This window comes from Nakamurella flava (assembly GCF_005298075.1).
In the GTDB taxonomy this organism is placed as follows: domain Bacteria; phylum Actinomycetota; class Actinomycetes; order Mycobacteriales; family Nakamurellaceae; genus Nakamurella; species Nakamurella flava.
Window position 1 is genome coordinate 2411536 of the sequence record NZ_SZZH01000001.1, and the last position, 19905, is coordinate 2431440.

17 protein-coding genes are annotated in these 19905 nt (G+C 70.2%); 16 read left to right on the top strand and 1 reads right to left on the bottom strand.

Annotation, left to right across the window (positions count from 1 at the left end; translation table 11 throughout):
* Window positions 1–65: 65 nt before the first annotated feature.
* From mftD to FDO65_RS10960, 9 genes are all read left to right on the top strand, one after another.
* On the top strand, window positions 66–1250 hold the full coding sequence (gene mftD / locus FDO65_RS10920; RefSeq protein WP_137449310.1) for a pre-mycofactocin synthase MftD: 1185 nt from the start codon (window positions 66–68) through the stop codon (window positions 1248–1250).
* Between the two features lie 377 nt (window positions 1251–1627).
* Entirely contained in the window at window positions 1628–2920 is a 1293-nt protein-coding gene (gene mdo, locus FDO65_RS10925; protein ID WP_137449311.1) for an NDMA-dependent methanol dehydrogenase, read from the top strand.
* A gap of 81 nt (window positions 2921–3001) precedes the next feature.
* Window positions 3002–4249, top strand: coding sequence for an AAA family ATPase (locus tag FDO65_RS10930; RefSeq protein ID WP_137449312.1), 1248 nt, complete (start codon window positions 3002–3004; stop codon window positions 4247–4249).
* A gap of 8 nt (window positions 4250–4257) precedes the next feature.
* Window positions 4258–5793 (top strand): VWA domain-containing protein, encoded by a 1536-nt coding sequence (locus FDO65_RS10935; RefSeq protein WP_137449313.1) that lies wholly within the window; start codon window positions 4258–4260, stop codon window positions 5791–5793.
* On the top strand, window positions 5780–6484 hold the full coding sequence (locus FDO65_RS10940) for an energy-coupling factor ABC transporter permease (RefSeq protein ID WP_137449314.1): 705 nt from the start codon (window positions 5780–5782) through the stop codon (window positions 6482–6484). The genes FDO65_RS10935 and FDO65_RS10940 overlap by 14 nt, the downstream gene beginning before the upstream one ends.
* On the top strand, window positions 6481–6804 hold the full coding sequence (locus tag FDO65_RS10945; protein WP_137449315.1) for a PDGLE domain-containing protein: 324 nt from the start codon (window positions 6481–6483) through the stop codon (window positions 6802–6804). The genes FDO65_RS10940 and FDO65_RS10945 overlap by 4 nt, the downstream gene beginning before the upstream one ends.
* Before the next feature lie 9 nt (window positions 6805–6813).
* The gene (gene cbiQ, locus FDO65_RS10950) at window positions 6814–7599 is read left to right on the top strand and encodes a cobalt ECF transporter T component CbiQ (RefSeq protein ID WP_137449316.1); all 786 of its coding nucleotides are present in this window, start codon (window positions 6814–6816) and stop codon (window positions 7597–7599) included.
* Window positions 7596–8360, top strand: coding sequence for an energy-coupling factor ABC transporter ATP-binding protein (locus FDO65_RS10955; protein ID WP_137449317.1), 765 nt, complete (start codon window positions 7596–7598; stop codon window positions 8358–8360). The genes cbiQ and FDO65_RS10955 overlap by 4 nt, the downstream gene beginning before the upstream one ends.
* A gap of 43 nt (window positions 8361–8403) precedes the next feature.
* Window positions 8404–8754 carry a DUF3140 domain-containing protein gene (locus FDO65_RS10960; RefSeq protein ID WP_137449318.1) on the top strand — a complete coding sequence of 117 codons (351 nt, stop codon included), beginning with the start codon at window positions 8404–8406 and terminating at the stop codon, window positions 8752–8754.
* A 43-nt stretch (window positions 8755–8797) separates the two neighbouring features.
* On the opposite strand, the gene FDO65_RS10965 is transcribed toward FDO65_RS10960, so the two are convergent.
* A complete protein-coding gene (locus FDO65_RS10965; protein ID WP_166442115.1) occupies window positions 8798–9685 on the bottom strand; it encodes an endonuclease/exonuclease/phosphatase family protein in 888 nt (295 codons plus the stop codon).
* A gap of 232 nt (window positions 9686–9917) precedes the next feature.
* On the opposite strand from FDO65_RS10965, the gene speB reads away from it, so the two are divergent.
* The 7 genes from speB (at window position 9918) to FDO65_RS11000 (ending at window position 19865) form a co-directional block, all read left to right on the top strand.
* Window positions 9918–11039: an agmatinase gene (gene speB, locus FDO65_RS10970; protein WP_137449320.1), complete on the top strand. Its 1122-nt coding sequence runs from the start codon at window positions 9918–9920 to the stop codon at window positions 11037–11039.
* A gap of 73 nt (window positions 11040–11112) precedes the next feature.
* Window positions 11113–12057 (top strand): ROK family protein, encoded by a 945-nt coding sequence (locus FDO65_RS10975; RefSeq protein ID WP_137449321.1) that lies wholly within the window; start codon window positions 11113–11115, stop codon window positions 12055–12057.
* Window positions 12058–12179: 122 nt separating this feature from the next.
* Window positions 12180–13427, top strand: a complete 1248-nt coding sequence (locus FDO65_RS10980; protein WP_137449322.1) for an ROK family transcriptional regulator — start codon at window positions 12180–12182, stop codon at window positions 13425–13427.
* A gap of 110 nt (window positions 13428–13537) precedes the next feature.
* Window positions 13538–14917, top strand: coding sequence for an extracellular solute-binding protein (locus FDO65_RS10985; protein ID WP_137449323.1), 1380 nt, complete (start codon window positions 13538–13540; stop codon window positions 14915–14917).
* Window positions 14918–14919: 2 nt separating this feature from the next.
* A complete protein-coding gene (locus FDO65_RS10990) occupies window positions 14920–15843 on the top strand; it encodes a carbohydrate ABC transporter permease (RefSeq protein ID WP_205849897.1) in 924 nt (307 codons plus the stop codon).
* A complete protein-coding gene (locus FDO65_RS10995) occupies window positions 15843–16742 on the top strand; it encodes a carbohydrate ABC transporter permease (protein ID WP_205849898.1) in 900 nt (299 codons plus the stop codon). The genes FDO65_RS10990 and FDO65_RS10995 overlap by 1 nt, the downstream gene beginning before the upstream one ends.
* 93 nt (window positions 16743–16835) lie before the next feature.
* The gene (locus FDO65_RS11000; RefSeq protein ID WP_137449324.1) at window positions 16836–19865 is read left to right on the top strand and encodes an alpha-mannosidase; all 3030 of its coding nucleotides are present in this window, start codon (window positions 16836–16838) and stop codon (window positions 19863–19865) included.
* Window positions 19866–19905: the final 40 nt, after the last annotated feature.

The following is a 19905-nucleotide window of genomic DNA, read 5'->3' on the forward strand; positions in this document are numbered from 1 at the left end:
ACCCCATCCTCGCGACCCGTTCGTCCCCGTGCGGGCGCCCCCATCCCCTCGAGAAAGGCCTCGCTGTGGGTAACAAGTGGTTCGAAACCGTTGCCGAAGCGCAACGGCGCGCCAAGAAGCGCCTGCCCAAGTCCGTGTACATGGCCCTGGTCGCCGGCTCCGAGAAGGGCCTGACGATCGAGGACAACCAGGCCGCCTTCGGTGAACTCGGCTTCGCGCCGCACGTCGCCGGTCTGTCGGCCAAGCGTGATCTGTCGACAACGGTCATGGGACAGGACATCTCGCTGCCGGTCATCATCTCTCCCACCGGCGTCCAGGCGGTCGACCCGGACGGCGAGGTGGCTGTCGCCCGTGCCGCGGCAGCTCGGGGCACCGCGATGGGCTTGAGCTCGTACGCGAGCAAGTCGATCGAGGAGGTCATCGCGGCCAACCCGCAGACGTTCTTCCAGGTCTACTGGTCGGGTTCGCGCGATCAGATCAAGCAGCGCGTCGAGCGGGCCCGGGCCGCCGGTGCGAAGGGCCTGATCCTCACGCTCGACTGGTCGTTCTCCATGGGCCGCGACTGGGGCAGCCCGAAGATCCCCGAGAAGGTCGACCTCAAGGCGATGTGGGACTACGCCCCGGAGGCGATCACCCACCCGCGCTGGCTGTGGTCCTTCGGGAAGACCATGAAGATCCCGGATCTCACCGTGCCGAACCTGGCCGATCCGGGTCAACCGGCCCCGACGTTCTTCGGCGTCTATTACGAATGGATGCAGACACCGCCTCCCACCTGGGACGACGTCGCGTGGCTCGTCGATCTCTGGGGCGGGCCGCTGATGCTCAAGGGCATCTGCCGGGTCGACGACGCCCGGGCCGCGGTCTCGGCCGGGGTCAGTGCGATCTCGGTGTCCAACCACGGCGGCAACAACCTCGACAGCACCCCGGCGTCGATCCGGGCACTGCCGGCCATCGTCGACGCCGTCGGCGACCGGGTCGAGGTCGTGCTCGACGGCGGGATCCGCCGCGGCAGTGACGTGGTCAAGGCCGTCGCACTCGGCGCCCGAGCCGTCATGATCGGCCGGGCCTACCTGTGGGGGCTGGGGGCCAACGGCCAGGCCGGGGTCGAGAACGTCCTCGACATCCTGCGCAGTGGCATCGATTCCGCCGTCCTCGGCCTCGGACACTCGTCCGTGCAAGACCTCTCGCCGTCGGACCTGGTCATCCCCGACGGTTTCACCCGCACTCTGGGCGCGCCGGTCGACGCCTGAGCCCACCAGCACCCGGATCGGTTCCCACGAGCCGCCTTTCCTGCCGAACTGCAGGAAAGGCGGCCAGTGGTGCGTCCCCTCCCTCCCGACAGCGAGAAATGACGAACGGAAAAGAGGACTTGCGGCAGCCATCATCGGCTCATATGATCCGATAACCGGAAATCGAATGGGTCCGCGCGAACCGGACGGGACGTCGACCTGCCCATTCGGTCAGGTCGGTCTTGTATCCGGATAGTTTGCCGCGTGAGATCTATCTCCCACCGTCGACCGGTCGTAGGTTCGCAGGTGTCCGCCGAAGCCCTTTCTTTCCCAGGCTTCGATGTCGGCACATCCGGTGTCCGTCAGGCGATCTCGCCTGTGCGAAAGAGGAGTGACCAATGAAGGTCGAAGAACTGCTCAAGCCGTTCCCCATCAAGGAATTCCATCCGTTCCCCCGGGCGATGCTCGGGCCGGGTGCCTTCGAGATGGTCGGTCCGGAGGCCATCAAACTCGGCTTCCGCAAGCCCCTGGTGATGACGTCCGGGCTCCGCGGTTCCGGGCTGGTCGAGCAGCTGATGGGCTCGCTCAAGTGGCACGGGATCGAGGCCGTTCTGTACGACAAGGTCGAGTCCAACCCCAAGGACTACAACGTCATGGATTCCGTGGCGCTGTACCAGGAGAACGACTGCGACAGCTTCATCTCCATCGGTGGTGGATCCAGCCACGACGCCTGCAAGGGCGCCCGCATCTCGGTGGCCCACGACGGCCGGAACGTCAACGACTTCGAGGGCTTCAACAAGTCCGAGAACCCGCGGAACCCCCCGCACATCGCGATCTCCACCACGGCCGGCACCGGCTCGGAGACCTCCTGGGCCTACGTCATCACCGATACGACGACCGACCCTGACAACCCGCACAAGTACGTCGCGTTCGACGACGCCGCCGTGGCCACCCTGGCCATCGACGACCCGACGCTGTACTACACCTGCCCCATCGACTACACGGCGCAGTGCGGTTTCGACGTCCTGGCCCACGCGAGCGAGCCGTACGTCTCCCGGCTCAACTTCGAGCCGTCGCTCGGCAACGCCATCCGGGCCATCAAGCTGACCGCGGAGAACCTCCGGCAGGCCACGTGGAACCCGACCGATCTGGCCGGCCGCGAGGGCATGATGTACGCCCAGTACATCGCCGCGCAGGCCTTCAACTCCGGCGGTCTCGGGATCATCCACTCCACCTCGCACGCCATCAGCGCCTTCTACGACACCCACCACGGCCTGAACAACGCCATCGCCCTACCGCGGGTGTGGGCCTTCAACATGCCGACCCACTACAAGCGGTTCGCCGACATCGCCCAGGCGATGGGCGTCGACACCCACGGCATGACCGACGTGCAGGCCGCCGAGGCGGCGCTGGCCGCCGGCATCCGGCTGCTGCGGGACGTCGGGATCCCGGAGAAGTTCACCGACGTCACCAAGGACAGCTACTCCAAGAACCGTCTGGGCGAGGGCCCGACCGAGTACTACAAGAACGCTCCGGTCATCAAGGGCGACAAGGCCGACGTCGACCGCATCACCAACCACATCCTGGGCGATGCCTGCACGCCGGGCAACGCCAAGGAGTGCACGTTCGACACGGTCCGCCCGGTGGTCGAGCACTGCATGAACGGCGACCTGGACGAGCTTCTCAGCTAGGTCCGCGTCACCACGTCGGCCGGGTGGCCCGACCCCAGATCGGGCCGGGCCACTCGGACACCCACCACCGAGGAGCTTGTCGTGAGCACTTTCGCCAGCGTCGACGAAGTCAGTGCCGCTCTCGCCGAACACGGGTACATCCCGGACCGGCGCGTGGCCACCACCGTCTTCCTCATGCTGCAACTGGACCGGCCGGCCCTACTGGAGGGCCCGGCGGGCGTCGGGAAGACCGAGCTGGCCAAGGCCATCAGCGCCATCACCGGCCGCCGCCTGGTCCGGCTGCAGTGTTATGAGGGGCAGGACGAGACGAAGGCCCTCTACGACTGGGACTACGGCAAGCAGCTGCTCTACACCCAGCTGCTGCGCGACAAGATCGGCGAGATCGTCTCCGACGCCCCTGATCTGGAGTCGGCCGTCGACCTGCTCTCCCAGCACGACTCGGTGTTCTTCTCCGAGCGGTTCCTGGCCCCCCGCCCGCTGTTCGAGGCGATCAACGGGCAGGAGCCGGCGGTCCTGCTCATCGACGAGATCGACCGGGCGGACGAGGCTCTGGAGGCGGTCCTGCTGGAGACGCTGGGCGAATACCAGATCTCCATCCCCGAGATCGGCCGGTTCGAGGCCCGCACAGCACCGCTGGTGCTGCTCACCTCCAACAACACCCGGGACCTGTCCGCCGCACTCAAGCGGCGCTGCCTGCACCTGTTCCTGGACTACCCGGACGCCGACCGGGAGCTGGAGATCCTGCGGAGCAAGCAGACCGGTCTGTCCGACGCACTGGCCGCGCAGCTGGTCCAGGTGGTCCGCGGTCTGCGCGACCTGGAACTGCGCAAGGCCCCCAGCATCTCCGAGACCATCGACTGGGCGCGCACCCTGGCCGTCCTGGGGGCCACCGAACTGGACGCGAAAGTGCTGGCCGACACGGTGTCCGTCGTCGTCAAGTACGAACGCGACCACGCCCGCGCCATCAAGGCGCTGCCGACGCTCATCGACCCGAATGCGGTCGTGCCCGACCACCGGCCCGATCACTCCCACGGCCACGGGCATTCGCATTCCCACGGCGGCCACACCCACAGTCACGACGACGGCGATCACGACCACAGCCACGACGACCACGACCATTCGCACGGTCACCCGAAGGACGAGGTCGGCGTCGCCCGACGCGCCGAGAAGGACAAGCCCGGTCGGCACGGGCCCGGCCACTACGGCACCCCGCCGTACGCCGCCGGGGACGACGACCTGGTGCCCGAGGTCCTGCCCAAGACGGCGGTCGGACCGGATCGGGGCAAGCGGTCGTTCGCGGCCGGCCTCGGCCGCCGCCGCGCGATCTAGGCCCGGTCATGCAGGAGACCATCCACCGGTTCACCCGGTTCCTGCGGCTGGCGGGGATCCGGGTGTCGGTGGCCGAGGTGGTCGACGCGGTCACCGCGACGGGTCAACCCGGCGTCCTGGCCGACCGGGAGACCCTGCGCGGCGCGCTACTGGTCACGCTCATCAAGGACCGCCGTGACCGGGAGACCTTCGACACCGTCTTCGACGCGTTCTTCTCCCTGCAGCCGGTCTGGACCGCAGAACCGGAGGGGCACAGCCACGCCCACGACGACCTGGTTGACGAGGGCGAGTTGCGTCAGTTCACGCTCACCGAGGAACCCTCGCAGACACCGGGTTTCGGGCACAGCCACGAGAAGCCCAAGGACATCCGCCAGTACTTCGACCCGAAGGACATGGCGCAGCAGTACAACCTGCACCAGGACGCCGACAAGGTCGACATCGCCGCGCTCAGTGACGAGATGGTGCTCTCGGCCGACCAGCCGACCACCGAGAACGGCGCTCCCCGCGTCCAGATCGAGACCAGCCATCTGCACGGGGCGACCATGCCCCACGAGTTGACGACGGCGACCGGGGCCAAGCTCGACACCAACCTCTCGATCGCCGAAGAGGCCGCCCTGATGGACTGGTTGGCCCACGGGGACGACCAGGAACTGCCGGACGAGGTTCTCGCGCTGATGCGGTCCCAGGTCGCCGGGATCATGGACCAGCTGCCGGAGATGCTGCGCAAGCACCTCGCGGCGTTCGCCGCCCTGCGCGAGCAGGCCGTCGAGGAGGCCGAACCCGCGCGGCAGGCGGCGGTGCAGGCCATCTCGGAAGCCGACCGGGTGCGGCTGGAGGAGACGCTGCGCGAGCTGGTCCGCTCGATGAGCGGCGCGCTGACCCACCGTCGCCGCCCCGGCGCCCGGGGGCGGATCGACTCGGCCCGCACGATGCACCGCAGCATGCGCTACGACGGCATCCCGTTCCGGCCGGTGTCAGTGGTGCGCGCGGAAGACCGTCCGCGGCTGCTCATCCTGGCCGACGTGAGCCTGTCCGTGCGGCTGTCCACCCGCTTCACCCTGCAGGTCGTCCACGGTCTGCAGCGGCTGGTGCCCCGGGTGCGGACCTTCGCGTTCGTCGACGACATCGCCGAGGTGACCGACGTCTTCGCCGATCACGGCGTCGAGGAGGCGCTGGGGCTGCTGATGGGCGGCGACATCCTCGACGTGGACGCCAACTCCGACTACGGGACGTCGTTCGTCAACTTCCTGGAGCAGTACGGCGGCGAGATCAACCGCCGCACCACCGTTCTCATCCTGGGGGACGGTCGGGGCAACGGGAAGGACCCGCATCCGGAGGCGCTGGAGGAACTGGCCCGGCGGGCCCGGGAGGTCATCTGGCTCACCCCGGAGGCGCGCTACTCCTGGGTGCTGGCCGGCTCGGACATGGCGCTCTACGAGTCCCTCTGCAGCCGCGTGGAGGTCGTGCCCGATCTCGCGTCACTGGACAAGGTGGCCACCAAATACACCAACCGGACCCACGGAGGCGTCCATGCATATCCCTGACGGTTTCATCAACGCCCCGACCTGCGTGGTCGGCGGTGTGGTCGCCGCCGGTCTGATCGCGGTGTCGGTCCGCAAGGCCGCGGCGACGCTGGACGATCGGCAGATCCCGCTGGCCGGTCTGGTCGCGGCGTTCATCTTCGCCGTGCAGATGCTGAACTTCCCGGTGGCCGGGGGCACCAGCGGACACCTGCTGGGCGGGGTGCTGGCCGCCGTCCTCGTCGGGCCCTGGGTCGGCAGCCTGGCCCTGTCGGTGGTGTTCGCGGTCCAGGCCCTGGTGTTCGCCGACGGCGGGCTGACCGCGCTCGGACTCAACATCATCCTGATGGGGTACACCACGTGCTTCGGTGGGTACGCCGTCTTCCTGCTGGTCCGCAAGGTGCTGCCGAAGACGGCGACCGCGGTGGTCGGGGCCTCCGCCGTCGCCGCATGGTCGGGCGTCGTGCTGGCCTCGCTGGTGTTCACGTTCTACTACGCGGTCGGCGGCACGGGCGGTGCTCCGCTGGGGACGGTCGCGATGGCGATGATCGGTGTGCACATGCTCATCGGCATCGGCGAGGCCGTCATCACCGCCCTGACCGTCAGTGCCGTGCTCTCGAGCCGGCCGGATCTCGTCCACGGGGCCCGCGACCTGCGGCCCGCGCTCACCATCCAGACGCCCGCGGGCGCACCGGCCGCCGGGAGGGCCCGATGAAGCGGACACCGATCACCCTGTTCGTGCTGCTCGGCGTCGGGCTGACCCTGGTACTGGCCTTCTTTGTCAGTCCGCTGGCCAGTTCCGCCCCCGACGGGCTGGAACGGGTCGCCATCGACCAGGGCTTCGAAGGCCAGGCCACCGAGCACGCGATGGCCACCGGTCCGCTGGCCGACTACAGCGTCGCGGGGATCCACGAGACCTGGCTGTCGACCGGGCTGTCCGGCGTCATCGGGGTCGTCCTGTGTTTCGCGCTGGCCGCTGCCCTGGTGCTGGCGATCCGATGGGTGCGCCGCCGCCCGACCGTCCCGACGGCCTGAGGCACGGTCATGGGATCGGGCCCCGGGCACAGCCACGTGTTCTTCGTGCACACCGACTCCGGGGTGCACCGGCTGGCGCCGGAGTGCAAGCTCGTCGCCACCCTGCTGTTCGTCTTCGCGGTCGTCGCCACGCCGCGGGAGGCGTTCTGGGCTTTCGCGCTGGACGCCGCGATCTTGGTCGCCATCGCGCTGGTCGCGCGGGTGCCGCTGGGAAAGCTCGCCCGCCGCATGGTGATCGAGGTGCCGTTCCTGGCGTTCGCGGTGTTCCTGCCGCTCGTCGGCCACGGCCCGTTCGTCGACGTCGGGTTCCTGACCCTCTCCGAGCCGGGCCTGTGGGGCGCCTGGAACATCGTCGTCAAAGGCACGTTGGGCGTGGCGGCCACCTCGCTGCTGACCGCCACGACGACGGTGCCGGAGCTGCTGCTCGCCCTCCAGCGGCTGCGGGTGCCCCGGGCCCTGGTCGGCATCGCCAGCTTCATGCTGCGGTACGGGCAGGTGCTCACCGACGACCTCCGCCGCATGCGGATCGCCCGCCTGTCCCGGGGCGACGACCCCCGGTGGCTGTGGCAGGTGGCCGGGATCGCCCGGACCGCCGGGGCGCTGTTCGTCCGGTCGTACGAGCGTGGGGAACGGGTCTACGTGGCCATGCTGGCCCGCGGCTACGGCTTCGCCGCGGACGAGACCGCCGACGAGATCGCCAGCGGCCGGGCCCCCCGACGTTCCTGGCTCAGCGCCCTGACCGCCCCGGTGGCCGCCGGTGTCGTCTGCGGCGTGGCCCTGGCCGGTGCCCGATGACCGCCGCACCGCAGGCCCAGGGCCGGCTCCAGGGCCGGCTCCAGGTCAGTGAACTCGCCTTCGCCTACCCCGACGGCCGGCAGGTGCTGTTCGGCGTCGACCTGCTCGTCGAACCCGGGGAACGGGTCGCCATCCTCGGGCCCAACGGGGCCGGCAAGACCACGCTCGTCCTGCACCTCAACGGCACTCTGCTGGCCGGGGCCGGTTCGGTGACGGTCGACGGCGTGACCGCGGAGAAGTCGACGCTGCGGGAGATCCGCCGCCGGGTGGGCGTGGTGTTCCAGGACCCGGACGATCAGCTGTTCTCGCCGACCGTCCGGGACGATGTGGCCTTCGGTCCGCGCAATCTCGGTCTGCGTGGCCACGACCTGCAGCACCGGGTGCACGACGCCCTGCACGCGGTAGGGATGGAATCGGCCGTCGGCCGGGCCCCGCACCACCTGTCGTTCGGGCAGCGGCGGCGGGTGGCCGCGGCGACCGTGCTGGCGATGGATCCCACCGTGCTGGTGCTGGACGAGCCGTCGTCCAACCTCGACCCGCAGGCCCGTCGAGAGTTCGCCGACATCGTGCTCTCGCTCGGTCTGACGACGGTGATGGTCACCCACGACCTGCTCTACGCCCTGCAGCTGTGCCCCCGCTCGGTGATCATGGACGAGGGGCGGATCGTCGCCGACGGGCCGACCCGCGAGATCCTGGCCGACGGGGAACTGCTGGCCGCCCACCGTCTGGAACTGCCCGTCGGGTGCGTCCTGCCGGTCTGACCGGCGGGGCGTGAGGGTCGTTCGGCCGGGGAACGGTGGACCCATGGCCGACAAGAAGAGCACCGACGTCGACGACGTGTGGGACGACTGGAAGGACGCGGTCACCATGACCGCCTCCGAGATCGAGAAGTGGCTGGACACCGACGAATCGAAGGAGGTCGGTGACAAGAGCGGCGGTGGTGAGTCCACCGGCCATGAATCGGGTCGCAAGATCGTGAAGATCCTCGGCAAGAAGAAGGCCGACCTCACCGACGCGGACGTGGAGTGGATGCACAAGATGGTCGGGTACGTCCATCGGCACGCGGCCCAACGTCCGGACAAGTCGGCCGACGAGCTGAAGACCTCGCACTGGCGGTACTCGCTGATGAACTGGGGCCATGACCCGTTGAAGTAGGCCGAAGAAGGAGCGGCTGCCCCGGTCGGTCAACCGGTGGGAGTCAGAAGCGGAGGCCGGCCAGGACGGCCCGGTGGTCGCTGCCGCCCGCGTCGAGCACCGAGTCCGAGGTGACCGCCAGACCACGCACCAGCACGTGGTCCGGCCGGGTGAGCGGCAACCCGGCCGGCCAGGTGAAACCGAACCCGCCACCCGTGGCGATGCGGCTGTCGGTGAGTTCGCCGGTCAGGTCGCCGAACCGGGGGTCGGTCCCGGCCGTGTTCAGATCACCCAGCACCAGGACCCGCGGAGCGGGGTCGGCGGCGACGAGCGCGGCGAGCTCGGTCAGACCGGCGTCGCGGGCGGCGGTGTCGCCGGGCCGCACGGACGCCAGATGGACGACGTAGACGGCGATCTCGCCGAGCGGATGCTCGACCGGGACCCGCAGCGCGCGGGCCCAACCCAGGCCGAGCTCCAGCTGCTGGGTGTTCCCGAGGTCCCAGTTCGACCACAGACCCACCGTCCCGACGGTGCTCTGGTGCGGGTAGGCGCCGTCGAGCTGCTGCTGCGCGGCCGCGCCGGTGGTGGACGACAGCTCCTGCACGGCCACCAGGCCGGCCCCGGAGGCCGCCAGCGCATCGGCCGCCGCACCCGGCCGGGGATTGGTCGCTCCGATGTTCTGGGTGGCGACCAGCAGGTCGGGCGCCGCGCCCACCCCGTTGGCCTCCGCCGGCCGCGGCAGCAACTGCGGGACGAAGACGGCCGACCACACCAGGGCGGGGACCAGCACGGCCGCGAGCCCCCACCAGGCGCGGCGGACCAGGGCCAGCACCGCGAGCAGCGCCACCAGCACTGCGGACCACGGCAGGAAGCTGTTCCAGCCGGTACCCAGGCCCTGCCAGGACGGGGCGTGGGGGGCGAACCAGACGGCCAGGGACAGCAGGAGAGCCACTACCGCGATTCCCCAGCCCCGACGGCGCCGCCCTCGCCGCACCGGGCCGCGGGTCGGTGGCGCAGGCGGTACCGGGCTCATGGGCATGGTCGAGGTCACCGCACTGGACGCCGTGGACCCGCCGCGGGTTGCCCGTCTACGGCCCGTGGCACCCGACCCCGGGCCGCCCGGCAGTGAGAGGATCGGCCCGGTATGTCAGTGCGGCACCGTCGGATCACCCAGGAGGAACGTGATGGCCGGAGCGGACGGACCACAGAACCCGCCCCCGAAGTACGGCGTGCACACCCCCGACAACGACGATCTCGGACTCCCGTCGTTCAGCTCGCGGGACTGGGTGGCCACCGCCGCGGCCCTGGCCGAACGCCGACCCGACGTCGCGATCATGGGTGCCCCGTTCGACATCTCGACCACCTACCGGGCCGGGGCCCGCTTCGGGCCGCGCGCCATCCGGGCCAACACCTACGACCCGGGCACCTATCACCTGGATCTGGGCCTGGAGATCTTCGACTGGCTGGACGTCGTCGACGCCGGTGACGCGTACTGCCCGCACGGGCAGACCGAACGGTCGCACGCCAACATCGAGTCCAAGGTGGTCGACCTGCTGGCCGCCGACGCGTTCCCGGTGATCCTCGGCGGCGACCACTCGATCACCTACCCCGCGGCCACGGCCGTCGCCCGCAAGTACGGCTGGGGCAAGGTCGGGCTGCTGCACTTCGACGCGCACGCCGACACCGCCGACACCATCGAGGGTTCGCTCGTCTCGCACGGCACCCCGATGCGCCGGCTCATCGAGTCCGGCGCGATCCGCGGTCGCAACTTCGTCCAGGTCGGGCTGCGCGGCTACTGGCCGCCGCCGGAGGTCTTCGACTGGATGCAGGAGCAGGAGATGACCTGGCACCTCATGCACGAGGTGTGGGACCGGGGCAGCCGGGCCGTCATCACCGACGCCATCGCCCGGGCCGGCGACGGCTGCGACGCCCTCTACCTGTCGGTCGACATCGACGTGCTGGATCCGGGTTTCGCCCCCGGGACCGGGACCCCCGAACCGGGCGGCATGAACCCGGCCGATCTGCTGCGAGCGGTCCGATCCATCGCGCTGGAGACCCCGATCGTGGCGCTGGACGTCGTCGAGGTGTCCCCGCCGTACGACGTCTCCGACAACACCGCCAACAACGCCCACCGGGTGGTGCTCGAGGTGCTGGGCGCGCTCGCCCACAAACGCCGCCAGCAGGCCGGGGCCCCGGTCACCCGGCCCGGCTACGCGCCCGACCCGGCGACCGTCCGGTACGCCCCGCAACCCACCGAGTGGTCGCGGCCACCGGGTACCCCGGTGCCGGGCCCCGGTGAGCGCTGAGGACACCGTCGGCGCCACGTCTAGGATCGGCGCGCACCCGGCGTCGCCGCGTGCCCGACAGGAGGACCCCGCCATGACCGCTACTGCCGACGTCACCGCCGATCCGTCCGGCGGCTGGGCCCTGGCGATCGACATCGGCGGCACGAAGGTCGACGCCGCGCTGGTCTCGCCGACCGGAGAGGTGTTGCGGGACAGCCTGTCCCGCCGGCCCACCGGCCGGACGTCGAGCCGGGAGCAGCTCTCGGAAGCCATCCGGACGGCGGCCGCGGCCGCGCTGGCCGCCCTGCCGGCGGGTGACCGGGTGGTCGGTGTCGGCGTCGGGTCGGCCGGGCCGGTCGACATCCCGGCCGGCACGGTCGCCCCGATCAATCTGCCCGCCGCCAAGGACCTGCCGGTCGCCGGCCTGCTCGCCGACCTCGTCCCCGGCGCCCGGGTCGCCCTGGCCCTGGACGGCACCTGCATCGCGCTGGCCGAACACTGGCTCGGCGCGCTGGCCGGGTGCGACAGCGCGCTGGCCATGGTCGTCTCCACCGGCGTCGGGGGCGGTTTCATCACCGACGGCCGGCCGGTGACCGGGGCGACCGGCAACGCCGGCCACATCGGGCAGATCCGGGTGGGGCCGCGGAACGCCGAGGACCCGTCCGCCGGCACCGTCGAGGCGATGGGTGCCGGGCCGGGCACCGTGGCCTGGGCCCGGGCCCAGGGCTGGACGGGCGAGACCGGCGAGGACCTCGCCGCCGCCTACCGGGCCGGCGACGAAATCGCCCGCCGAGCCGTCGCCCGCTCGGCCCAGGCGGTCGGCGACGGCATCGCCACCGCCGCCACCCTCTACGAACTGCAGGCCGTCGCCATCGCCGGCGGCTTCGTCAACGTCGCCGACGACTACGTCGCCCAGGTGCAGGCCGCCGTGGAGGCTTCCGCGCTGCACGCCTATGCCCGGGCCGTCCGCGTCACCACGTCCGGACTGGGCGGCGACGGGCCCCTCATCGGCGCGGCCGCGCTGATCCTCCGTTCCTGAGGCGCTGCGCGTTCAGGCCACCCGGCGTCGGGTTCGGCGGGATGTCCGGGTCGTCGTATTACGGTGGCCGGGAGCGGCCGGCCACGCCCGTTCGCGTCCGGCCGACCGCACAGGAGCCCACCATGCGCAGAGGGTCGAACCTGCCTGCGGTGGGGACCTACAACCAGAGCCTGGTCCTGGACCTGATCCGCCGCGCCCCGGACGGGCTCAGCCGGGTCGAACTCGCGGCGCGGACCGGCCTGTCGGCCCAGACCCTGAGCAACGTGACCCGACGATTGTCCGACGAGGGCCTGATCGGCGAGGCCGGCAAGGTGATCGCCGGTCCGGGGAAGCCCCGGACGCTGCTCGCGTTGAACGCCGGATCGCGCTTCGCCGTCGGGGTGCATCTGGACCCCGCGGTCGACACCCTGGTGGTCATCGACCTCAGCGGTGCGGTGATCGCCCAGGCCGAGCACCCGCCGAGACTGCAGGGGTCCGGCCGCGAGCTGGTGGGGTCCATCGCCGCCTCGGTGTCGGCTCTCATCGACCGGGCCGGGGTGAGCCGGGAACGGGTGCTCGGGATCGGTGTGGCGGCGCCGGGACCGCTGGACGCCGAGCGGGGACGTCTGCTCAACCCGCCGCTGTTGACGCCCTGGCACGGCGTCGAGGTCCGGGACGAGCTGCAGGCCGCGTCCGGCCTCGCGATAGCGCTCGAGAAGGACGTGACTGCAGCGATTGTCGGTGAGATGTGGTTCGACCACGAGGACGATCTGGTCGATGCGACGTTCCTGTACTACGGGGCCGGGATCGGGGCCGGGTTGAGCGTGGCCGGGGCGCCGGTCCGCGGCCGCACCGGGAACGCCGGGAACATCGCGCATCTCATCGTCGACCCGACGGGACCACCGTGCAGCTGCGGGCTCCGGGGCTGTCTGGGACCGTCGGTCGATCCCCGCCGGTTGCTGGCCGACGCGGGGCTGGCGGGGCCGTCCACCGGCCCGCTGGGCGGCGAGGACGGTCCCCCGGCGCCCGACACCCGACGGGAGCTGGACCGGCTGTGCCGCCGGGCCGCGCGGGGCGAGCCGCGCGCTGTGGCCGTCATGGACCGCACCGCGCGTCACCTCGCCCGGGCGGTCGTCGAGGTCAACAACCTGCTCGACTCCAACGCGGTCGTCATCGGCGGGCCGGTGTGGGCCCGGTTGTCACCGGTGCTGTCCGAGCTGTTCGGCGACCGGCTCGCGTCCGGCGCGGCCGCTGGGGCGACGACCTCGACCCGACCGATCGCCGTGCGGCCGTCGCGGCTGGGCGTGGACATCGCGGCGGTCGGCGCCGCCTGCCTGGTCCTGGACCAGGCGTTCGTCGCGCGCCCCGCCGACCTGTTGATCACTACCTGATCGATGCAGTACCACCGCGGCCCAACCGGCCATTGACGTGATTAATCCATTTGATTTATAAAGCTCCTACCGACGTCCGATGGGGAGGTCGGCAGCAAGGGAGCTGGTGGATGAAGACCGCGCGAAAGTTGATGGCGACCAAGGTGTTGAGCCTGGGTATCGCACTCGGTGTGGCCGCGTCGCTGACCGCGTGCGGCAGCTCGGACTCGGCGTCCGGGGGTGACGCCAAGACGATCAAGGTCGCGTACCAGACCACCGCCACGTTCGACCAGATGCAGACGCTGATGGAGACCACGAAGAAGCAGTTCGAGGCGGCCAACCCCGGCGTCACCGTGGAGTTGCAGCCGGTACAGGCCGAGGGTGCGGATTACTACACCAAGCTCGCGCTGATGAACAAGTCGTCCGAGACCGCTCCGGACGTCCAGTACGAGGACACCTTCAAGATCCAGTCCGACGCCGCCGCCGGCTACCTGCTGCCACTGGACGACAAGCTCGCCGGCTGGGACGACTGGAAGCTCTACGCCGACGGCGCCAAGCAGGCCGGCCAGGGGCCGGACGGCAAGACCTACGGCGTCTCGCTCGGCACCGACACCCGTGGGATCTGGTACAACAAGGACCTTTTCGCGCAGGCCGGAATAGCCGTCCCGTGGCAGCCGAAGACCTGGGCCGACGTCATGACCGCCGCGAAGACGGTCAAGGAGAAGCTCCCCGACGTCATCCCACTGAACATGTACTCCGGCAAGACAGCCGGTGAGGCCGCCTCGATGCAGACCTTCGAGATGCTGATGTCCGGCACCCCGGACTGGCTGTACGACTACGACACGAAGAAGTGGGTCACCGGCAGCCAGGGCTTCAAGGATTCCCTGCAGTTCGTCTCCGACGTCTACCAGGGCGGCGTCGGCCCGTCGCTGCAGCAGGCGCTCGACCCGAACATCTTCACCAACGTCACCGCCGAGTGGCTGCCCAAGGGCAAGCTCGCCATGGCGCTCGACGGCTCCTGGCAGTCGGCCGCGTGGGTCGACGGCGGCACCGCTCCGTGGCCCCAGTGGGACCAGACCCTGGGCCTGGCCGCCATGCCGACCCAGAACGGGCAGGCCCCCGGCTCCACCAGCATGTCCGGCGGGTGGACCCTGGCCCTGGGCAAGAACACCGCGAACCCCGATCTGGCCTTCAAGTTCCTGACGACGGCCATGACCAAGGAGAACGCGCTCTCCTACGACATCGACAACAGCCAGATCGCCGTCCGTTCCGACGTCGCCGCCGATCCGTCGTACACCAAGGCCAACCCGAGCTTCGAGTTCTTCTCCCAGCTGGTCGACGTCACGCACTTCCGTCCGGCGACCGAGGACTACAGCCAGATCTCGAACGCCATCCAGGTCGCCATGGAGGCCGTCATGACCGGCCAGTCCAGCGTCTCCGACGCGGCCGCCGCCTACGACCAGGCCGTCATCAAGATCGTCGGCCAGGACAAGACCCAGGCCGCGAGCTGACCGTGACCACGCTCGCTCCGACACCGGAGAGCACCCGACCGGCTCCGCGCGCCACCGCGCGGGGCCGGTCGGCCCGGCGCACCTTCCCCCTGCTGCCGGCCACCATCCTGCTGGCCGTCTTCCTGCTCGGCCCGATCGTGGTGTCGCTGTACGGGTCGTTCACCGACGCCACGCTTTCCGGGACCACCGCCGTCAGTTCGAGCTTCGTCGGCCTGGACAACTACGTCTCCCTGTTCAAGGACGCCGACTTCCCCGTCGCGATCATCAACACCGTGCTGTTCGTGCTGTTCTCGGCGGTCGTCGGGCAGAACGTGATCGGGCTGGGCCTGGCCCTGCTGATGCGCAGCGCGAACCGGGTCGTCGCGGCCGTGGTCGGCACCGTCGTCGTCACCGCCTGGGTCCTGCCCGAGATCGTCGCCGCCTTCGCCGCCTACGCCTTCTTCCGCGACGACGGCAGTCTGAACACGGCTCTCGGCGCTCTGGGCGCGTCCCCGATCAGCTGGCTGTACGAGCACCCGATGATCATCGTCATCATCGCCAACGCCTGGCGCGGGACGGCCTTCTCGATGATGGTCTACTCGGCCGCACTCTCCGAGGTGCCGCCGGAGGTCACCGAGGCGGCCCAGATGGACGGGGCCAGCGGGGCCAAGCAGCTGTTCTGGGTCACCCTGCCGATGATCCGGCGGACCATCGCCACCAACTCGATGATCGTGACCCTGCAGACGCTCTCGGTCTTCACGCTGATCTTCGTGATGACCGGCGGTGGCCCCGGAGTCGCCAGCACCACCCTGCCCATCCTGGCCTATCAGGAGGCGTTCAAGTTCGGACAGCTCGGCTTCGGCACCGCCATCGCCACCATCATGCTCATCGTCGGGGCGATCTTCTCCGTCTTCTACATCCGCGCCCTGCGCACCGAGGTGAAGTGATGACCGCCCCCTCCCCGGACGTGGCCACCGCGGCCCTGGCGGACGCGACATCGCCCCGGCCAGTGTCGATGTCAGCACCGAACCGGCGAACCATGCGCTGGCTGTCCAACGGCGTGCTGATCGGTGTCGGATTGCTCTTCGCACTCCCGCTGGTCTGGCTGATCACCGCCTCCCTGGACGCCAAGCCGTCGCTGGCCATCGCTGTGCCGGACGTCATCACGTTCGACAACTTCCGGGCCATCTTCGACCCGAAACTGACGTTCAAGCCGCTCTGGAACAGCGTGCTGCTGTCCGGCGGAACGGCGATCCTCACGGTGATCCTCGCGGCGCTCGCCGCATACCCGCTGTCGCGCTACCGGATGCGGGTCACCCGACCCTTCCTGTACGCAATCCTTTTCGGCACCTGCCTGCCGATCACCGCGATGATGGTGCCGGTCTACAGCCTGTTCGTGCAGATCAAACTGATCGATTCGCTGCCCGGTACCACCCTGTTCATGACGGCCAGTTCGCTGCCCATCGCGATCTGGATGCTGAAGAACTTCATGGACTCGGTTCCGATCGAGCTCGAGGAAGCCGCGTGGGTCGATGGCGCGTCGTCCATGCGTACCCTCAGCCGCATCGTCCTGCCGTTGATGCGGCCCGGCATCGCCGTCGTTTTCATCTTCGTGTTCATCCAGGCCTGGGGGAATTTCTTCGTCCCCTTCGTGCTGCTGCTGTCGCCGAGCAAGCAACCCGCGGCGGTCAGCATCTTCAACTTCTTCGGCTCCAACGGTTCCATCGCCTACGGCCAGCTGGCCGCCTACTCGATCGTCTACTCGCTCCCGGTGCTCGCGCTCTACGTCCTGGTGCAACGCGGCCTGGGCGGGTCGTCCGCGCTGGCCGGCGCGGTCAAGGGCTGACCCTGCGCCCCGTCCGGGCCGACCACCTACCGTCGGAATCGTCCCGCTGTCGATCTTCCGTGCCCACCCACACCTGTTGAGGACTCTTCACCCATGCATGACCGTTCCCACCTGGTCGACCTGCGCATCGAGCGATTCCTGCGCGAGCGACTCCGTCCGGCAGTCCATCGCGCGCGTCACCCGTTGACGGTGTCCGTCTGGGAGGTCGACGGCGAACCGGTTCCGTTCGCCGACGCTCTGGCGGCCGACTATCTGCCCTTCTCGACCGATCGGCCGTGGGGACGTCCCTGGGGCACCACCTGGTTCGCCGTCCAGGGCGAGATCCCCGCCGCCTGGCGGGACGCCACCGGCGCGCTGCCGAGCGGCACCCGACCCGAGCTGGTGATCGACCTCGGCTTCACCGGCAGCCAGAGCGGGTTCCAGTGCGAGGCCCTGGTCTGGGGTCGCAACGGCGTGCCCATCAAGGGGATCGCCCCGTTCAACAGTGCGGTGGCGGCCGCCGTCGACGCCGACGGCCGGGTGGACGTGCTGGTCGAGGCGGCCAGCAACCCGGACGTGGGCAGCGACTGGGAGTTCCGGCCGACCGCGGTCGGCGACCCGGCCACCGTCGGCCGCGAACCGATCTACACGCTGCGGGCGGTCGACCTCGCGCTGCTCGACGTCACGGTGCACGAGCTGCTGGCCGACGCGGTCACCCTCTACGGCCTGGCCCGTCAGCTCGACCCGGCGTCACCGCGGCGGGCCGAGATCTTCGCCGCGCTCGAGAGGATGGCCGACGTCATCGACCCCGATGACGTGGCCGGCACCGCGGCCGCCGGCCGGGCCGCGCTGCAGCCCGCACTGGAACGGCCGGCGCACGCCAGCGCACACCTGCTGCACGCCGTCGGGCACGCCCACATCGACTCGGCCTGGCTGTGGCCGGTCCGGGAGACCGCGCGCAAGGTGTCGCGGACGTTCAGCAACGTCCTGGCCCTGATGGACTCCGACCCCGAGTTCACCTTCGTCAGCTCGTCGGCCCAGCAGTTCGCCTGGGTCAAGGAGCACTACCCCACCCTCTGGCAGCGACTGGTCGCCCGCGTCCGGGAGGGCCGGTTCGTGCCGGTCGGCGGCATGTGGGTCGAGTCCGACACCAACATGCCCGGCGGGGAGGCGCTGGCCCGACAGTTCGTCGAGGGCAAAGGCTTCTTCCTCGACGAGTTCGGCATCGACACGCCGGAGGTGTGGCTGCCCGACTCCTTCGGTTACACCGCGGCACTGCCGCAGGTGGCCCGGGCCGCCGGGGCCCGCTGGTTCCTCACCCAGAAGATCTCCTGGAACGAGATCAACCGGGTCCCGCACCACACCTTCCTGTGGGAGGGCATCGACGGGACGCGGCTGTTCACCCATTTCCCGCCGGTCGACAAGTACAACTCCGACCTGGACGCCGCCGATCTGGCCCACGCCGAGCGCAACTTCGCCGACAAGGGCCGGGCGACCATGTCGTTGCTGCCCTACGGCTACGGCGACGGCGGCGGCGGACCCACCCGGGAGATGACCCAGACGGTGGCCCGTACCGGGTCGCTGGAAGGATCCCCCCGCCTGCGGCACAGCACGTCGGAGGCCTTCTTCACCGCCGCCGAGCGGGAGTACACCAACCCCGAGATCTGGTCCGGTGAGCTGTATCTGGAGTTCCACCGCGGCACCTACACCAGCCAACTCCGCACCAAGCAGGGGAACCGGCGCAGCGAACACCTGCTGCGCGAGGCCGAACTGTGGGCGGCCACCGCCGCGGTCCGCACGGGCAAGGAATACCCGGCCGAACAGCTGCAGCGCCTGTGGCGACTGGTGCTGTTGCAGCAGTTCCACGACATCCTGCCCGGCTCGTCCATCGCCTGGGTCCACCAGGACGCCGAGCGGAACTACGCGGCCATCGCCACCGAGCTGAACGAGATCATCGACGGCAGCCTGCGGGCGCTGGTCGGCAACGGCGACCGGACCGTGGTCGCCAACGCCGCGCCGCACCCGCGGGACGGGGTGCCCGCGCTGGCCATCGGGGCCGCCGGCGGCGAGGCTGCGGTCGAGCTCACCGAGCAGAGCGGTGGTGTCGTGCTGGCCGACGAGCGGGCGCGGGTGGTGATCGACGGCTCCGGTCTCATCGTGTCCGCACGGGACTTGGTTTCCGGTCGCGAGACCGTTCCCCCGGGTCAGGTCGCCGGACTGCTGCAGCTGCACCGGGATACCCCCACCCAGTGGGACGCCTGGGACATCGACGAGCACTACCGGCGCACCGTGACCGATCTCGTCACCGCCGACTCGGTGACGGTCGACGGTTCGACGGTGGTGATCGAGCGCTCCTTCGGCGAATCCACCGTGCGGCAACGGATCTGGCTGGACAGCGGACCGGAGTCGTCCGTCCTGCGGATGGCGCTCGACGTCGACTGGCACGAGAAGCAGAAGCTGCTCAAGCTGGCGTTCCCCATCGACGTGCACACCGACCACGCCGCCTCGGAGATCCAGTTCGGCCACGTCGTCCGGCCCACCCACACCAACACGTCCTGGGACGCGGCCCGTTTCGAGACCGTCGCCCACCGCTGGGTGCAGGTGGCCGAGCCCGGCTTCGGCGCCGCGGTGGTCAACGACTCCACCTACGGGCACGACGTCACCCGCCACGCCCGCGAGGGCGGCGGCACGTACTCGACCATCCGGCTGTCCCTGGTGCGGGCGGCGCTGTTCCCCGACCCGCAGCAGGACCAGGGCCGTCACCACCTCGAGGTCGGGTTCGTCATCGGCGCGGACATCGCGGACGCAGTGCGCGAGGGCTACCGGATCAACCTGGCGCACCGGGTCGTCACCGACGCTGCGACCGGGACGGTCGAACCGCTGGTCACGGTCGACAACACCGGCGTGGTGGTCGAGGCGGTCAAGCTGGCCACCGACGGCAGCGGCGATGTGATCGTCCGGCTCTACGAGGCGCTGGGTCGCCGGACCACTACTGCGGTGACTGCCGGCTTCCCGGTCTCCGGGATCGTCGAGACCGATCTGCTGGAGCGGCCCGTGGACGGCGGCTTCGCCGCTCCGGACGGGGGCGCGGTCGACCTCGCGCTGCGGCCGTTCCAGCTCGTCACCCTGCGGTTCGGTCGCTGAGCCCAGAGGGACCACGAAGCCCCGGTGCCGCCGTGGATCG

Excerpts from the sequence above, each read along its gene's own strand:
- mdo (WP_137449311.1), top strand. The coding sequence starts at position 1,628 with ATGAAGGTCGAAGAACTGCTCAAGCCGTTCCCCATCAAGGAATTCCAT.
- FDO65_RS10935 (WP_137449313.1), top strand. The coding sequence starts at position 4,258 with ATGCAGGAGACCATCCACCGGTTCACCCGGTTCCTGCGGCTGGCGGGG.
- FDO65_RS10940 (WP_137449314.1), top strand. The coding sequence starts at position 5,780 with ATGCATATCCCTGACGGTTTCATCAACGCCCCGACCTGCGTGGTCGGC.
- FDO65_RS10945 (WP_137449315.1), top strand. The coding sequence starts at position 6,481 with ATGAAGCGGACACCGATCACCCTGTTCGTGCTGCTCGGCGTCGGGCTG.
- cbiQ (WP_137449316.1), top strand. The coding sequence starts at position 6,814 with ATGGGATCGGGCCCCGGGCACAGCCACGTGTTCTTCGTGCACACCGAC.
- FDO65_RS10955 (WP_137449317.1), top strand. The coding sequence starts at position 7,596 with ATGACCGCCGCACCGCAGGCCCAGGGCCGGCTCCAGGGCCGGCTCCAG.
- FDO65_RS10960 (WP_137449318.1), top strand. The coding sequence starts at position 8,404 with ATGGCCGACAAGAAGAGCACCGACGTCGACGACGTGTGGGACGACTGG.
- speB (WP_137449320.1), top strand. The coding sequence starts at position 9,918 with ATGGCCGGAGCGGACGGACCACAGAACCCGCCCCCGAAGTACGGCGTG.
- FDO65_RS10975 (WP_137449321.1), top strand. The coding sequence starts at position 11,113 with ATGACCGCTACTGCCGACGTCACCGCCGATCCGTCCGGCGGCTGGGCC.
- FDO65_RS10980 (WP_137449322.1), top strand. The coding sequence starts at position 12,180 with ATGCGCAGAGGGTCGAACCTGCCTGCGGTGGGGACCTACAACCAGAGC.
- FDO65_RS10985 (WP_137449323.1), top strand. The coding sequence starts at position 13,538 with ATGAAGACCGCGCGAAAGTTGATGGCGACCAAGGTGTTGAGCCTGGGT.
- FDO65_RS10995 (WP_205849898.1), top strand. The coding sequence starts at position 15,843 with ATGACCGCCCCCTCCCCGGACGTGGCCACCGCGGCCCTGGCGGACGCG.
- FDO65_RS11000 (WP_137449324.1), top strand. The coding sequence starts at position 16,836 with ATGCATGACCGTTCCCACCTGGTCGACCTGCGCATCGAGCGATTCCTG.